Genomic DNA, 15,143 nt, shown 5'->3' with positions numbered 1-15,143 from the left:
GGCGAAACAAGTTGTTACAAAGCGCCGGGGCGCCGTTGCAGGGCGTTCCCGCAAAGCAGGGCACAATGCCTCCATGCTCCATGAAAGGATGTCGAACATGTTCAGGTGGCGAATCGCCGCTCGTCTGCTGGTCGCACTGACTGCCCTGACGGCCTTAGCCGGCAGCGCGTCGGCGCAGATGCCGCCCGACCAGCGCCGGCAGATGCGCCAGGAAATGCGCGACTACTGGCGGCAGGCGCCGCCGGACGACCGCCAGCGCTACCGCGAGAGTCGCCGCGACGGCTGGCAGGGAATGCCGCAGGACGACCGCCAGCGCATGCGCGACGAAATGCGCGGCCGGCGCGACAGCTATGGCCCCCCGCGCGGCGGCAATCCGTATGGGGGAGGCAACCCCTATGGCGGGGGCAATCCCTACGGAGGCGGGAATCCTTATGGTGGTGGCGGCGGCCAGCACGGCGGGCGCCGCTGAACGCCGCATGCCTGGCTACCGGGCCGCTCCGGTAAAATGCCGGGCATGAAATTACTGGCCCTTGAAACTTCCACCGATTCCGGTTCCTGCGCCCTGTTGCTGGACGGCGACGTCAGCGAGCGCTGCTGCCCGCCCGGGCGCCCGCATTCCGAAACCCTGCTGCCGCTGGTGCGCGAGTTGATGGCAACGCATGGCGTCGCCTTCGGCCAACTCGACGCCATCGCCTTCGGTGCCGGCCCCGGCGCCTTCACCGGCCTGCGCGTGGCGTGCGGCGTGGCGCAGGGGCTGGCGGTCGCCGCCGACCGGCCGGTGGTACCGGTCTGCGGGCTCGAAGCGATGGCGGCCACGGTAGGCGCGCCCAGGGTCTTCAGCCTGCTCGACGCACGCATGGGCGAGGTCTATGCGGCGGCCTACGAGCGCCGCCCGACCGGCCTCGAACTGCAGGGCGAAATCAGCCTCGGCGCGCCGGAGACGCTGGCATTGCCGTCGGGCGCGGGTTGGGTCGCCTGCGGCAATGCGCTGGCGGCCTATCCCGTGCTCGCCGGGCGCCTGCGGGATGCCGGCTACGCCCTGCAACCGGCGGTGCTGCCGCAGGCCGCCGCGATCGCCCGCCTAGCGGCCGGACATCTGGCGCACGGCGCCGCGATCGACCCGGCGCTGGCGGCGCCACTGTACGTCCGCAACAAGGTGGCCAAGACGATCAGCGAGCGCCTCGGCGAAGGCGGCAAGGCGTGAGCGTCGCGCCGCCGGTGCATGCGCCGATGACGACGGACGACCTCGATGCCGTGACGGCGCTCGAAGCCTCGCTGCAGGCATTCCCGTGGTCGCGCGGCAATTTCGCCGACTCGCTGCTGGCCGGGCACGACGTTCGGGTCTGCCGCTCGGGCAGCGACCTGATCGGCTTCGCCGTCGTCATGCCGGTGCTCGACGAGGCGCATCTGCTCAATATCGGCGTCGATCGCCGCTATCAGGGTCAGGGACATGGCGCCCGCCTGCTGCAGCGGGTGATCGACGATGCGCGGGCCGGCGGGGCGCAGCGCCTGCTGCTGGAGGTCCGGTGCTCGAACCGGCAGGCGATCGCCTTCTACCAGCGCTTCGGCTTCGCCCGGATCGGGCTGCGGCGCGGCTATTATCCGGCTACCGCTGGGCGCGAGGATGCGCTGGTTTTCGACAAGGAACTGCAATGAGCCTGACCCGCGAACAGATGCTGGCCGAAATGGGCATTGCGCCGATCTGGCGCCTGCGCGAGGCGGAAACCGTCGCCCCGGCCGCTGAAGCCGTGGAGACGACGCCCCGCCCGCCGGAAGTCGTGGCGCCGGCTGCCGTCGCCGCGCCATCGGCATCGGTTGCGGTCGACGCCCTGGAATGGCCGGAATTGGCCGCGCGGGTCGCCGCCTGCCAGGCCTGTCCGCTTTGCGAGCAGCGCAAGCAGGCGGTGCTCGGCGTCGGCGACCTGCATCCGGACTGGCTGTTCGTCGGCGAGGGCCCGGGCGCCGAGGAAGACGTCAAGGGCGAGCCCTTCGTCGGCCAGGCCGGCAAGCTGCTCGACAACATGCTGGCGGCGCTCGACCTGGCGCGCGGCAACAGGGTTTACATCGGCAATGCCGTCAAATGCCGGCCGCCCGGCAACCGCACGCCGGAAGCCGCCGAGATGGCCGCCTGCCGGCCCTGGCTGGAGCGCCAGATCGCGCTGCTGCGGCCGAAGATTATCGTCCTGCTCGGCAAGGCGGCGGTGCATGCATTGCTGCACGAGGACAAGTCGCTGGCCTCGCTGCGCGGCCGGCGTTTCGAGTACCAGGGCATCCCGGTGGTCGTCACCTACCACCCGGCCTACCTGCTGCGCAACCTGCCGGAAAAGGCCAAGGCCTGGGAAGACCTGCTGTTCGCCCGGCGCTGCCTGCGCGAGGCGACGGCAGCCGGCAGCCGGTTGCCGTTTTAGGCCGGCAGCTCAGTGGTGCGCGCTGTCGTCGAGATGGCGGACGTCGTCCTGTTCGCGCTGGTTGGCGAAGTGGCGCCGGCGGATCAGGTACATCAGGCCGCTGACGCATAGGCCGAACAGGGTGACGACGACGTAGATCGAGACGTCGTTCTTGATCATGACGTAGTAAAGCCCGGTCATGACCAGAATGGACAGGTTTTCGTTGAAGTTCTGGACGGCGATCGAATGCCCGGCGCCCATCAGGATATGGCCGCGGTGCTGGAGCAGGGCGTTCATCGGCACGACGAAGAAGCCCGACAGGGCACCGATGACGATCAGCAGCGGCACGGCCAGCCGGATGTCATGCACGAAATTCATGACCAGCACGATGATGCCCATGGCGATGCCGAGCGGAATGACGCGCACCGACTTGCGCAGGGTGATGAACTTGGCCGCGGCGACCGCGCCGAGGGCCACACCGACCGCGACGACACCCTGCAGCATCGACGATTTGGAGAGGTCGAGCCCGAGCGATACCTCGGACCACTTGATGACGATGAATTGCAGCGTGGCGCCGGCGCCCCAGAACAGCGTGGTGACCGCGAGCGAAATCTGCCCCAGTTTGTCGCGCCAGAGCAGGGTCAGGCAGTGGTTGAACTCGTGGACGAGGTAGATCGGGTTCTTCTTCAGCGGCTTGTGGTCGACCCCGGTATCCGGGATGTAGAGATTGAAGAGGGAGGCGATGAGATAGAGGAGGCCGATGATGGCGATGGCCATTTCCCCGGTCGTGTCGATGCCGGTATCTATCACCGGGAAGTCGAAGGAAAGGAGGCCGCCGGCGATGTCCGGCCTGATCAGCATGCCGCCGACCACCACGCCGAGGATGATGGCACCGACCGTCAGGCCCTCGATCCAGCCGTTGGCGACGACCAGCAGGCGGTGCGGTAGGTATTCAGTCAGGATGCCGTACTTGGCCGGCGAATAGGCGGCGGCGCCGAGGCCGACCACGGCGTAGGCGAGCAGCGGATGGACCATGAAGAACATCATCGCGCAGCCGACGATCTTGATCGCGTTGCTGATGAACATGACGCGCCACTTGGGCATCGAGTCGGCGAAGGCACCGACGAAGGCGGCGAGCACGACGTAGGAGACGGTGAAGAAGGTCTTGAGCAGCGGCTCGTATTCGGCAGGTGCCTGCATCTCGCGCAGGGCGGCGATGGCGGCTATCAACAGGGCGTTGTCGGCCAGCGCGGAAAAAAACTGCGCCGCCATGATGATGTAGAAGCCGAAGGGCACTTGGGCTGTTGTCTCGTTATAACTTTGGCCGCAGGTTATACCACGGAATTGTGACGGCGCAAGCGCGCCCCTGTCGCGGTCGACGGCCGGAAACAGGCGATTTTGCCGGTTCCGGACGGACGGCCGGTGGCCAGCGGCGCACCGAATGTGATTGAATGGCAGGGACGATCGACAAGGAGAAAAACGATGGCGGACCGGCGCCTGCAGGTCTTTCATGCCGTTGCCAGACATCTCAGCTTCACGCGGGCGGCCGAAGCGCTGTTCATGACGCAGCCGGCGGTCACCTTCCAGATCCGCCAGTTGGAGGAGCAGTACGCCACCCGCCTGTTCGAGCGCCGGCACGGCAGCATATCGCTGACGCCGGCCGGTGAGTTGGTGCTGTCCTACGCCGAGCGGATCCTCGCTCTCGGTGACGAGATGGACATCCGGCTCGCGGAAATGACCGGCGAGATGCGCGGGCAGTTCCTGATCGGTGCACCGGCGACGGTTGCCGAATGGCTGTTGCCGCCGCTGCTCAGCGAGTTCAACGCGCAATACCCGCAGGTCAGGGTGCGCCTGATCGTCGCCAATTCCGAAAGCATCGCCAGCCGTGTTGCCGAACGCACCCTCGATCTCGGGCTGACCGAGGCACCGGCGAAATTGCCCGGCCTGAGCGGCGAAGTCTGCCGCGAGGACGAGCTGGCGGTGATCTGCGCCCCGGAATACCCGCTGGCCGGCCTGCCGCAGGTCGGCGCGAAAGCACTGGTCGATTACGAATACATAGCGCGCGAACCGGGTTCGGGAACGCGCGAAATCACCGATGCCTGGTTCCGCGCCAACCGGGTTCCCGTCGAGGAGCTCAAGATGCTGATGGAACTGGGCAGTCCGGAAGCGCTCAAGGGCGTCGTGGCGACCGGGCTCGGCTTCGCCATCGTTGCGCGCGAGGCGGTCGCCCGGGAAACGCGGTGCGGGACGCTGGTTGCCGTGCCGCTGAAGCCGCCGCTGCGGCGCAGCCTCTACCTGATGCAGCGCGACGATCGCTTCAGCTCGCGCCTGGTCACCACCTTCGTGCAATTTGCCCGGCAGAAACTGAGAGAATCGGCACCATGACGACTTCGCGCCCTATTCGCGCCCGCATTTTTCGCGCTGCCTTGCAGCACAACTATCGTGTGGCCCGCCGCCTGGCACCGGCCGCCCGGGCATGGGCGGTGATCAAGGCCAACGCCTACGGCCACGGCCAGTGGCGGGCGGTGGATGCGCTGCGCGAGGAAGCCGACGGCTTCGCCGTCCTCGAGTGCGAAAACGCCGCCGCCCTGCGCGAGGCCGGCATCACCCAGCCGATCCTGCTGCTCGAGGGCATCTTCAGTGCCCGCGATGCGCGGGCGGTCGGCGAATACGGGCTGACCACGGTCGTCCATTGCCTCGAACAGCTGGCGTTGCTGCTCGACTCGGTCAAGCCGGGGATACCGCTGGCGATCTGCCTCAAGCTCAATACCGGCATGAACCGCCTGGGGCTGAATGCGGTCGACCTGCGCCGGGCGCGCGAAATCCTGGCCCCGCTTCCCAACGTCGATCTGACGCTGATGACGCATTTCGCCGAGGCCGATGGCGAACGCGGGGTGGCGGAGCAACTGGCCCGCTTCCGGAAAATGGCCGGCGACTGGCGGGGGGCGGTGAGCCTCGCCAATTCGGCGGCCATTCTGCGCCACCCGCAGACGCATGGCGACTGGGTGCGGCCCGGCATCATGCTCTACGGCGCCAGTCCGTTCGCCGACCAGAGCGCCGCGGAGCTCGGGCTGCAGCCGGCGATGGCGCTCGAAAGCGAGATTATCGCCGTCCAGCAGCTGACGCCCGGCGACCGCGTCGGCTACGGCGGCACCTTCGTCGCCGCGCAGCCGATGCGCATCGGCGTCGTCGCCTGCGGCTACGCCGACGGTTACCCGCGCCACGCGCCGAGCGGCACGCCGATCGCCGTCATGGGGCAGCGGACGCGCACCATCGGGCGGGTGTCGATGGACATGCTGGCCTGCGATCTGACGGCGATTCCCGAAGCCGGCCTCGGCGCACCGGTCACGCTGTGGGGGAACGGGCTGGCCGGGCAGGTGCCGGCCGACGACGTCGCCGCCGCGGCCGGTACCATCGCCTACGAACTCTTCTGCGCGCTGGCGCCGCGGGTACCGGTCGATTTTGTCGATTAGGCGCGCCGGCGGCGTGGTGTATCCTCCGCGCATCATGGCAAAAGCAAAGTCGATCTACAGTTGCACCGAGTGCGGGGCGACGAGCCCGAAATGGCAGGGGCAATGCCCCGGCTGCGGGGAATGGAACACCCTGGTCGAGAGCGTGGCCGAAAAGGCGAGCGGCCACCGTTTCGAATCGCTGGCGCCGGTGGCGCGTCTGCGCAATCTCTCGGAAATCGAGGCGCGCGAAACCGAGCGCATCCCGACCGGCATCGCCGAGTTCGACCGGGCGCTGGGCGGCGGGCTGGTTCCCGGCGGCGTCGTGCTGATCGGCGGCGATCCCGGCATCGGCAAGAGCACGCTGCTGCTGCAGGCGCTTTCCGTGCTGTCGTCGGCCTGCAAGGTGCTCTACGTCAGCGGCGAGGAATCGGGCGAGCAGGTGGCGCTGCGGGCGCGCCGGCTGGGGCTCGATACCCGCGCGCTGCAACTGATGGCCGAAATCAACCTGGAGCGGATTCTCGCCACCCTGCAGGGCGAAGCCCCCCAGGTGGCAGTCATCGACTCGATCCAGACGCTGTGGTCGGACCAGCTTTCCAGCGCCCCCGGCTCGGTCGCCCAGGTGCGTGAATGCGCCGCCCAGCTGACGCGGCTGGCCAAGCAGAGCGGCATCACCATCGTCCTCGTCGGCCACGTGACCAAGGACGGCGCGCTGGCCGGCCCGCGCGTGCTCGAACACATCGTCGACACCGTGCTCTACTTCGAGGGCGACACGCATTCCAGCTTCCGGCTGGTGCGGGCGGTCAAGAATCGCTTCGGCGCGGTCAACGAACTAGGCGTCTTCGCCATGACCGACAAGGGGCTGAAGGGCGTCAACAACCCGTCGGCGCTGTTCCTGTCGCAGCATGGCCAAGACGTTGCCGGTTCCTGCGTGATGGTGACGCAGGAAGGCACGCGGCCGCTGCTGGTCGAAATCCAGGCGCTGGTCGACGCCGCGCACGGCAATCCGCGCCGCCTGACCGTCGGCCTCGATGCGCAGCGCCTGGCAATGCTGCTGGCGGTGCTGCATCGCCATGCCGGCATCGTCTGCTTCGATCAGGATGTCTTCGTCAATGCCGTCGGCGGCGTCAGGATCGGTGAACCGGCAGCCGACCTCGCAGTCCTGCTGTCGATCATGTCATCATTGAAAAACAAACCGTTGCCGTCGAAACTTATAGTGTTTGGTGAGGTTGGACTGGCCGGCGAAGTGCGCCCGGCGCCGCGTGGGCAGGAGCGTCTGAAGGAAGCCGCCAAGCTCGGCTTTACGCGGGCGCTGATTCCCGAGGCGAATCGCCCGAAGCAAGCGATCGCCGGCATGGAGGTCATCGCCGTCAGGCGCGTGGAAGAGGCGGTGGCCAGGATACGCGAGATCGAATAAGCTGCGCCGAACCGATATCTCCGACATGTTCAATCTAGCCCGCTATTTCTCGATCCTCAGCCTGATCCTGATCGGCTTGGCCGCCGGCCTGCTTGGCCTGCTGTACCGCGAGGTTTCGGTCCACCAGATGACCTCGCTGGCCGAAGACCGCAACGTCGCCCTGGCGCAGGTCCTGAAAAACGTGCTCGGCGCGCCGCTGAACGGCCTGATGGCGGCCTCGGTCGGCCAGGACGCCTCGATGCTGCAGGAATCGGACGAGTCGCAGGCGATGCAGCGTGGCGTGAAGGCGCTGATGGGCGGCACGGCGGTAGTCAAGATCAAGATCTATAACCGCCTCGGCGTGACCATCTTCTCGACCGACCCGTCGCAGGTCGGCGAGAGCAGCCTCGCCAACCCCGGATTCAAGGCCGCGCTCGGCGGGCAGGTCGTCAGCGACCTGACGCGCCGCGACACCCTGGACACCTTCGAGGGGGTTCGTTCCGGTATCGACCTGCTGGCCACCTATATCCCGATTGCCGGCGACGCCAAGGCGATCGAGGGCGTCCTGGAGCTCTATCAGGATGTTTCCCCGTTCATGGCGTCGCTGCAGCGGATGCTGTGGATCGTCACGACGGTCGTCGCCGCGGTGTTTGCGCTGCTCTACCTGATGCAGTTGCTCGTCGTCCGTCGCGCCCAGGGTATCCTGCACGATCAGGCGGAGCGCATCGAGGCGGCGCGCAGCACGCTGGAAATTCAGGTCGACGCGCGAACCACGGAGTTGCGGCGCTCCAACCGCCAGCTGGAAGACGAGGTTGCCGAGCGGCGCCAGGCCGAGAGCAAGCTGAATTATCTCGCCTACCACGACCCGTTGACCGGGCTGGCCAACCGCCGTTATTTCCTCGAGCGCCTGGAAGCCAGCCTGAGCGACGCCGTCGCCAAAGAGGGCCGGGTGGCGGTGCTCTTCATCGATCTCGACCAGTTCAAGCAGGTCAATGATTCGCTCGGGCACGGCGTCGGGGACGAGTTGCTGGTCTCGGTGTCGGCTGCGCTGTGCGAGCATGTCCGTCTGATTGACATGATCGCCCGCCTGGGCGGTGACGAGTTCATCTGCGTGATGGAAGCGGTGCGCAGCGAAGACGAGGTCGCCATGCTCGCGCAGGAGGTGATCGCCGCCTTCGATGCGCCTTTCCGCATCGGTGGCCACGATCTTTTCCTGACCGCCTCGGTCGGCATCAGCATCTTTCCGAACGACGGCACCTCGGTCGGCGAACTGCTGCGCAACGCCGACACGGCGATGTACCGCGCCAAGGCGCTGGGGCGCGGCCATTACCATTTCTATACCCCGGAAATGACGCGCGACGCGCAGGAGCGGATCCAGATCGAGATGCTGCTGCGCCGGGCGCTGGACAGCAGCGAACTGTCGGTCCATCTGCAGCCGCAGGTCGAGGCCCGCAGTGGGCGCCTGGTCGGCGCCGAGGCGCTGGTCCGCTGGGAAAGCCCGGAGCTCGGCAACGTGCCGCCGGCGCGCTTCATTCCGCTGGCCGAGGATTCCGGCATCATCATCGCACTCGGCACCTGGGCGCTGCGTGAAACCTGCCGCCAGGTCATGCGCTGGCAGGCGAGCGGCTTCGAGTTGCCGCAGGTTTCGGTGAACCTGTCGGTCAAGCAGCTCGAACGCCCGGAATTCGTTGGGACCCTGCTCGAAATTCTCGACGAAACCGGCATCGAACCGGGGCGGCTCAAGCTGGAAATCACCGAATCGGTAGTCATGGCCGTGGACGACGCCTTTTCGTTGCTCGACCGCCTGCGCCGCATCGGCATCAGCCTGGCGCTCGACGACTTCGGCACCGGCTATTCCTCGCTCTCCTACCTGAAGATGCTGCCGGTCCAGCAGCTCAAGATCGACCGCTCCTTCGTCGTCGGCATCGGCACCAACCCCGAGGACGAGGCGATCATTCGCTCGGTCATGGCGCTGGCCCAGAGCCTCGATTTCGAGGTCGTCGCCGAGGGCGTCGAGACCGCCGAGCAGGCGGCCTTCCTCAGTGAATCGGGGTGCCACCAGCTGCAGGGCTTCCTGCACGGATCGGCCGTGGCGCCTGCCGAATTCCGGGCGCGCTGGGCCAGCCTGCCGCGATGAACGGCCTCGCCTGGCGCCTCCTGGGCCGGGAGCTGCGGTCCGGGGAATTGCGCCTGCTGCTCGCCGCACTCGTGGTCGCCGTGGCTGCGGTCACAGCGGTCGGCTTCTTTGCCGATCGCGTGCGGCTGGCGCTGGAGCAGGAGGCGCACCAGCTGCTCGGCGGCGATCTGCTGCTGGTCGCCGATCATCCGTGGCCGGCGACGATCCGCGACGAGGCGGTCCGGCTCGGCCTTCAGACCGCGGACACGGCGATCTTCCCGAGCATGGTGCTGGGCGGCGGGCATGCCCAGTTGGCCGACATCAAGGCGGTCAGCAGCAGCTACCCGCTGCGCGGGCGGTTGGGCACGGCGAACGGCACCACCGACAAGGGACCGCGGCCGGGCGGCGTCTGGCTCGACGAACGGCTCGCCAGCGCCCTGCAGGCCGGGCCCGGGCAGGGCGTGCAGCTGGGGCAGAGCGGCCTGCCGGTGGAGGCAATTTTGACCCTTGAACCGGATCGCGGGATCAATTTCTTCACCCTGGCGCCGCGCCTGATGATGCATCTCGACGATCTGCCGGCGACCGGCCTAGTGCAGCCGGGTTCGCGCCTGACCTATCGTTTCCTGGTCGCCGGCGAGGCGGCCGCCGTCGCCGGGTTCCGCAAGTGGGTCGAGCCGCGTCTGGGCCGCGGTGAACGCCTCGAGGATGCCAGCAATGCGCGCCCCGAGATCCGCACCGTCATCGACCGCGCGCAACGCTTTCTCGGCCTCGCCACGCTGTTGACCGTGGTGCTGGCGGCCGTCGCCGTCGCCCTCGCGGCACGCCGCTACATGCAGCGTCATCTCGACGCCTGCGCCGTGATGCGTTGCCTTGGCATCACGCAGTCCGGCCTGATCCGTCTGCACGCCGGGCTGTTCGTCTGGCTGGCGCTGCTTTCCGCGCTGCTCGGCTGCCTGCTCGGGTTCGCCGCGCACTTCGTGCTGGTCGCCTGGCTGGCCGACCTGCTCGCGCTGCGCCTGCCGGCGGCCGGCTGGCGGCCGCTGGCCGAAGGCGGGGCGGTGGCTGCGGTGTTGCTGTTCGGCTTCGCCTTTCCGCCGCTGCTGCAGCTGAGCAAGGTGCCGACCCTGCGCGTGCTGCGCCGGGAACTGGGGCCGCCCAAGCCTTCGCTCCTCGGCGGCTATGCGCTCGGCATCGCTGCGCTGGCCGGGCTGTTGCTGCTGGTGGCTGGCGATTTGCGGCTCGGCGCCTACGCCATCGGCGGCTTTGCCGGCGCGCTCGCGGCCTTCTGGCTGCTCGCCCGGCTGGCCTTGCGCCTGGTGGCCGGTTTGCGCCGCGGCGGCATCGGCTGGCGCCAGGGGTTGGCCAGCCTGGAGCGGCACGCGGCTGCCAATACCTTGCAGATCGTCGCCCTAGCGCTCGGCCTGATGGCCATGCTGCTGCTGACGGTGACCCGGGGCGAATTGCTGGCGGCATGGCAGAAGGCGACGCCGGCCGACGCGCCGAACCGCTTCATCATCAACATCCAGCCCGAGCAGCGCCAGCCGGTGGCCGAAGCGCTCGCCGCCGCCGGTATCGTGGCCGAACTGTCACCGATGGTGCGCGGACGCTTGATGCGGATCGACGGGCATCCGGTCAGCGCCGCCAGCTATCCGGATGACGAACGCGCCCAGCGCCTGATCGAGCGGGAATTCAACCTTTCCTGGCGCGCCGATGCGCCGCCCGGCAACCGGATCACGGCCGGCCGCTGGTTCGCGACGGAGGATGCCGGCAAGGGGCTGGCGTCGGTCGAGGAAGGGCTGGCGAAAACACTCGGCATCAGGACCGGCGACGAGCTGGCCTTCGTCATCGCCGGGCAGGAAACGCGGGTCCGCGTCAGCAGCCTGCGCAAGCTGGACTGGGATTCGATGCGCGTCAATTTCTTCGTCCTGACGCCGCCCGGCGTGCTCGACGGCGCACCGGCCAGCTACATCACCAGCTTCCACCTGGCGGCGGACCAGGCGGCGCTGGCCCAGGACCTGGTCGCCCGTTTCCCCAACCTGACGCTGATCGACGTCGCCGCCATCCTGGCGCAGATCCAGGCCATCATGGGGCAGGTGGCGCGGGCGGTGCAGTTCATCTTCCTGTTCACGCTGCTGGCCGGCGCGGTCGTGCTGGTCTCCGCGCTGCTCACGGCCTTCGACGAGCGGCGCTACGAACTGTCGGTGATGCGGGCGCTCGGTGCCGGGCGCGCCCAGTTGCGCCAGTCGCTGCTCGCCGAACTGGCGGTGGTCGGGGCGATCGCCGGGCTGATCGCCGCCGCCGGCGCGGCGGTAGTCGGCCAGTTGCTGGCGCGCAACGTGTTCCAGCTGGAGATGCCCCTGGATGTCTGGCTCTTCCCGCTGGCGACGCTGGCCGGCGCGCTGCTGGCGGTGGGCATCGGCTGGCTGGCGGTACGTCGCCTGCTGGCGACGCCGCCGTTGCTGGCCCTACGCGCCGGCGCCTGAAACGTTGCCGGCGGGCAGAGATGCCCACGGTAGAATCTGTGGTTTTCAGTCCGACCGAGGAAATGCCGGTGAAAAGTACAACAATCCGGGTGGCGCTCGTGCTTGCCTGCCTCAGCTTCAACGCGCCGGCGGCCGACGACATCGCGGCGGGAACGATCAAGACCAGCAAGGGCGACGTGACCGTCGAGCATGCCGGGAGGCGCTTGCCGGGCGTGGTCGGGACGCCGGTGTTCGCTGCCGACAAGGTGCGCACCGGGGCTGACGGCGCGGTCGGCGTGACCTTGCGCGACAACACGCTGCTGTCCGCCGGCCCGAATTCGCTGTTCGTGGTGGACAAGTTCGAGTTCGACAGCACGACCAACGCCGGCGCCGTATCGGTCGGCATCCGCAAGGGAACGCTCGCCGTCTCCACCGGCAAGATCGCAAAGGAGACGCCGGAGTCGATCGACTTCCGGACGCCGACTTCGGTGATCGGTGTCCGCGGCACCGAGTTCGTCGTCGAAGCGGGGCGCAGCAATGAGGATTGACCATCCCGGATGGCCGCTGATCGTTGCTGCCGGCGTGCTGCTCGGCGGCTGCGTCAGCGAGCGCGTGGTCCTGCTGCCGGCGCCGGATGGCCGGCCGACGGCCGTCATCGTCCGCGATGCGCAAGGCGAAACACTGCTCGACAAGCCGTTCGCCGCTGTTCAGCGGCGGGCCGGCAGCGCCAGCGCATACAAGTCGTCGGCGGCGGAGGTCGAGGAGAAGTTCGGCGCCGCACTGGCGGCGCAGCCGAAGCGGCCGCGCAGCTTCACGCTTTACTTCGCGGGCGGGGCCGAGGCACTGACGCCCGAGTCGGATGCCGAACTGACTGCCATCAAACACGAAATCGCCAGCCGGCCGGCCGCCGAGGTGACGGTCATCGGGCATACCGACACGGTGGGCGGGCTGGAGGCGAACGACAAGCTGTCGCTCAGGCGCGCGGCAACGGTGCGCGAAATCCTGATCGCCGCCGGCGTGCCCGGCGAGAAGATCGAAACGGCCGGACGCGGCGAGCGCGAGCCGCTGGTGAAGACCGGCGACGAAGTTGCCGAAGCCAAAAACCGGCGGGTCGAAATCAGCATCAGGTAGGCGGTCGACCGCACCAGACGGCAAGCAGCAGGGTCAAGTCGTCGAACGGCGCCTGGCCGGCTTCGAAGCGACGGACGGCATCGCGGATCGCCGTCGCCCGCTCCGCCAGTGGCGCCCGCGAACTGCCGGCGAGCAGCGCGGCGGCGAGGCGGCCGGTGCCGAACATCTCCCGCCCGTCGCTGGCTTCGCTGATCCCGTCGGTAAACAGGCAGAGCAGGTCGCCCGGCAGCAGTTGCAGGCGGGCGCTGGCGAACGGGTAATTGGCCAGCGCGCAGAGCGGCGGACCGGCGATGCGCGCGATGTCGAGCGGCCGCACGGCGCCCTGGCTCAGCAGCAGCGGCGCGTCGTGGCCGGCGCAGACGAATTCGAGCAGCCCGCTGTCGGCATCGAGAATGCCGATGAAGGTCGTCACGAACTGGAATTCCGGGTTGTCGCGATTCAGTTCGCGTTGCAGGTCGCAGACGGCCTGGCCGAGATCGTCATGACGCCGCGTCAGGGTGCCGGCCAGGGTCTTCGAAATGGCCATGAACAGGCTGGCCGGAATGCCCTTGCCGGAAACGTCGCCGATGGCCAGGCACAGGCGGCGTTCGTCGAGCATGAAGCAGTCGTAGTAATCGCCACCGATGGCGCGCGCCGGTTCGAGCAGCGCGGCGACGGCGAAGCGAGTTTCGCCGGCGAAACGACTCGACGGGTCGGGCAGCAGTCCCATCTGGATGCGGCGCGCGGCATCGAGTTCGCCGTCGATCCGCGCGGCGGCCTCGCGGCTCGCCTGCAACTGGGCTTCGGCCTGGCGCCGCCGGGCGTCGGCGGCTATCAGGGTGGCGCTCAGGAGGGAAATGAAGACCGGGGCCAGCAGCGGCACGAGCGACAGTCCGTCGAACAGCCAGCGGCCGGCGGCGAAGGCGAAATGGCCGGCAGCCAGCAGCAGCCCGATCAGCGCGACGAAGGCCAGGGTGGCGTAGCGCGGACGGAGGACGGGCACCGCGACGATCAGCAGCAGGCCGCCAAGCAGCAGGGCGGCCATTTCGACCTGCGGCATCCAGGCCGGGCGGCGCAGCGCGGTGCCGGCCAGCAAGCTTTCGATGATCTGGGCATGGATGTCGACGCCGGGAAGCAGTTCGCCGAGCGGGGTGACGGTGGCGTCCTGCAGGCCGGTGCTGTTGAAGCCGATCAGCACGAAGCGCGACGTGAACGTCTCCGGCGGGTAGGCGCCGGCCAGCACGTCGGCGGCCGAGAGGTAGTAACTGGCCTTCGAACGCCCGTAGTGGAGGAGCAGTTCGCCGTTGCCCTGGGTCGGCAGCGCATAGTCGCCGACGCGGATGCCCTGCATGCCGTGCGGCCCGGCTTCGATAGCCACCTGTCCGCCGGCGCCGAGCGCGACGCGCACCATTTCCAGCGGCAGCGAGAGGAAGGGCTGGTCGCCGACCAGCGCCAGCGTCGGCACCCGCCGCAGCACACCGCGCTCGGCGGTGGACCGCATGCCGTCCAGCGTGGCGTTGACCAGCCCGGCGCCGGCGGCGCTGCCTTCCAGCAGGGTCAGGCTGGCGATCGCGGCGGGGAAGCGCGTCAGGGCCGCGAGCATCGCCGGGTCGCCGGCGGCCAGCGCCGGCAGCGGTCTGGACGGCTGGCGCGAACCCGGCAGCGCATTGGCGACGCCGATCACCGCCAGCACCGTCGGACCGCCGGCCAGCGCCGCGGCAAGCTGTTCGTCCGGCCCGGGCAGGCCGGCAAAAGTGGCGGGCGGCAGGGTGGGAAAGCGCTCGGCGAGCGCCGGCGGGGCGAAGCGGTCGCGTTCGGCGAAAACGATGTCGATCCCCAGCGCGTGCGGCCGGCCGGCCAGGATCCGGCTCGTCAGGTCGGCCATCAGGTCGCGCGACCACGGCCACTGGCCATGCCTGAGCAGGCTCGCGCTGTCGATGCCGACGACGATTACCGGCTCGCCGTCGCGGGTGCGCGGCATCTGGCGCTGGTAGCGGTCGAACTGGGCGTTGCGCAGGGGGGGCAGGGGTGTCGCATCGAAATTCGCCAGCGCCAGAACGGCGAGCGCGAGGAAGAGCAGGGGCAGGGCGCGCCCACGCCCGGCCTGGAGCAGGGCGAGAAGGAGGTGTCTCGGTTGGCTCGGAATCTGGCGCTCCCTTGTCCCGTGCGGGATTACCGCCGGCGATGCGATGCGGCCGATTATGCCACGCATGGCGCGGCCGA

Annotated in this window: 13 protein-coding genes; 11 read left to right on the top strand and 2 right to left on the bottom strand. The window is 68.7% G+C overall.

The features are described 5' to 3' along the window. Positions 1–97: 97 nt before the first annotated feature. From GH660_RS17900 to GH660_RS10045, 4 genes are read left to right on the top strand one after another with little or no spacing between them, the layout of a single operon-like run. Positions 98–469, top strand: coding sequence for a hypothetical protein (locus GH660_RS17900; protein ID WP_194266284.1), 372 nt, complete (start codon positions 98–100; stop codon positions 467–469). 45 nt (positions 470–514) lie between these two features. Continuing rightward, positions 515–1,204, top strand: coding sequence for a tRNA (adenosine(37)-N6)-threonylcarbamoyltransferase complex dimerization subunit type 1 TsaB (tsaB, locus tag GH660_RS10055; RefSeq protein ID WP_153146524.1), 690 nt, complete (start codon positions 515–517; stop codon positions 1,202–1,204). Then, a complete protein-coding gene (gene rimI / locus GH660_RS10050; RefSeq protein ID WP_368666114.1) occupies positions 1,201–1,656 on the top strand; it encodes a ribosomal protein S18-alanine N-acetyltransferase in 456 nt (151 codons plus the stop codon). Before tsaB ends, rimI begins: the two co-directional genes overlap by 4 nt. After that, the gene (locus GH660_RS10045; RefSeq protein ID WP_153146523.1) at positions 1,653–2,408 is read left to right on the top strand and encodes a uracil-DNA glycosylase family protein; all 756 of its coding nucleotides are present in this window, start codon (positions 1,653–1,655) and stop codon (positions 2,406–2,408) included. The genes rimI and GH660_RS10045 overlap by 4 nt, the downstream gene beginning before the upstream one ends. Before the next feature lie 9 nt (positions 2,409–2,417). On the opposite strand, the gene lplT is transcribed toward GH660_RS10045, so the two are convergent. Beyond that, positions 2,418–3,683, bottom strand: coding sequence for a lysophospholipid transporter LplT (lplT, locus tag GH660_RS10040; protein ID WP_153146522.1), 1,266 nt, complete (start codon positions 3,681–3,683; stop codon positions 2,418–2,420). A 186-nt stretch (positions 3,684–3,869) separates the two neighbouring features. On the opposite strand from lplT, the gene GH660_RS10035 reads away from it, so the two are divergent. The 7 genes from GH660_RS10035 to GH660_RS10005 all read left to right on the top strand — a co-directional run bounded on the left by GH660_RS10035 (position 3,870) and on the right by GH660_RS10005 (position 12,941). Beyond that, the gene (locus GH660_RS10035; RefSeq protein WP_153146521.1) at positions 3,870–4,772 is read left to right on the top strand and encodes a LysR substrate-binding domain-containing protein; all 903 of its coding nucleotides are present in this window, start codon (positions 3,870–3,872) and stop codon (positions 4,770–4,772) included. Then, positions 4,769–5,860, top strand: coding sequence for an alanine racemase (gene alr / locus GH660_RS10030; RefSeq protein ID WP_153146520.1), 1,092 nt, complete (start codon positions 4,769–4,771; stop codon positions 5,858–5,860). The genes GH660_RS10035 and alr overlap by 4 nt, the downstream gene beginning before the upstream one ends. A gap of 34 nt (positions 5,861–5,894) precedes the next feature. Further along, positions 5,895–7,253, top strand: a complete 1,359-nt coding sequence (gene radA / locus GH660_RS10025) for a DNA repair protein RadA (RefSeq protein WP_153146519.1) — start codon at positions 5,895–5,897, stop codon at positions 7,251–7,253. 25 nt (positions 7,254–7,278) lie between these two features. Further along, positions 7,279–9,369, top strand: a complete 2,091-nt coding sequence (locus GH660_RS10020) for a bifunctional diguanylate cyclase/phosphodiesterase (protein WP_153146518.1) — start codon at positions 7,279–7,281, stop codon at positions 9,367–9,369. Continuing rightward, a complete protein-coding gene (locus GH660_RS10015) occupies positions 9,366–11,831 on the top strand; it encodes an ABC transporter permease (protein ID WP_153146517.1) in 2,466 nt (821 codons plus the stop codon). Before GH660_RS10020 ends, GH660_RS10015 begins: the two co-directional genes overlap by 4 nt. Before the next feature lie 68 nt (positions 11,832–11,899). Further along, a complete protein-coding gene (locus tag GH660_RS10010; protein WP_228276444.1) occupies positions 11,900–12,358 on the top strand; it encodes a FecR domain-containing protein in 459 nt (152 codons plus the stop codon). Then, on the top strand, positions 12,348–12,941 hold the full coding sequence (locus GH660_RS10005; protein WP_153146516.1) for an OmpA family protein: 594 nt from the start codon (positions 12,348–12,350) through the stop codon (positions 12,939–12,941). Before GH660_RS10010 ends, GH660_RS10005 begins: the two co-directional genes overlap by 11 nt. Here GH660_RS10005 and GH660_RS10000 read toward each other — a convergent pair. Then, on the bottom strand, positions 12,934–15,132 hold the full coding sequence (locus tag GH660_RS10000; protein WP_153146515.1) for a CHASE2 domain-containing protein: 2,199 nt from the start codon (positions 15,130–15,132) through the stop codon (positions 12,934–12,936). The two genes, GH660_RS10005 and GH660_RS10000, sit on opposite strands and share 8 nt — an antisense overlap. Between the last annotated feature and the right edge of the window lie 11 nt (positions 15,133–15,143).

Origin of the sequence: Dechloromonas sp. H13 (assembly GCF_009469615.1) — a bacterium.
Classification (GTDB): domain Bacteria; phylum Pseudomonadota; class Gammaproteobacteria; order Burkholderiales; family Rhodocyclaceae; genus Azonexus.
Note: the sequence above shows the minus strand (reverse complement) of the source record. Positions and strands in the feature narration are given on the sequence as shown.

Bases quoted from the DNA above. Each gene is read 5' to 3' on its own strand.
- GH660_RS17900 (WP_194266284.1), top strand. From the start codon at position 98: ATGTTCAGGTGGCGAATCGCCGCTCGTCTGCTGGTCGCACTGACTGCC.
- tsaB (WP_153146524.1), top strand. From the start codon at position 515: ATGAAATTACTGGCCCTTGAAACTTCCACCGATTCCGGTTCCTGCGCC.
- GH660_RS10045 (WP_153146523.1), top strand. From the start codon at position 1,653: ATGAGCCTGACCCGCGAACAGATGCTGGCCGAAATGGGCATTGCGCCG.
- GH660_RS10035 (WP_153146521.1), top strand. From the start codon at position 3,870: ATGGCGGACCGGCGCCTGCAGGTCTTTCATGCCGTTGCCAGACATCTC.
- alr (WP_153146520.1), top strand. From the start codon at position 4,769: ATGACGACTTCGCGCCCTATTCGCGCCCGCATTTTTCGCGCTGCCTTG.
- radA (WP_153146519.1), top strand. From the start codon at position 5,895: ATGGCAAAAGCAAAGTCGATCTACAGTTGCACCGAGTGCGGGGCGACG.
- GH660_RS10020 (WP_153146518.1), top strand. From the start codon at position 7,279: ATGTTCAATCTAGCCCGCTATTTCTCGATCCTCAGCCTGATCCTGATC.
- GH660_RS10015 (WP_153146517.1), top strand. From the start codon at position 9,366: ATGAACGGCCTCGCCTGGCGCCTCCTGGGCCGGGAGCTGCGGTCCGGG.
- GH660_RS10005 (WP_153146516.1), top strand. From the start codon at position 12,348: ATGAGGATTGACCATCCCGGATGGCCGCTGATCGTTGCTGCCGGCGTG.
- GH660_RS10000 (WP_153146515.1), bottom strand. From the start codon at position 15,132: ATGCGTGGCATAATCGGCCGCATCGCATCGCCGGCGGTAATCCCGCAC.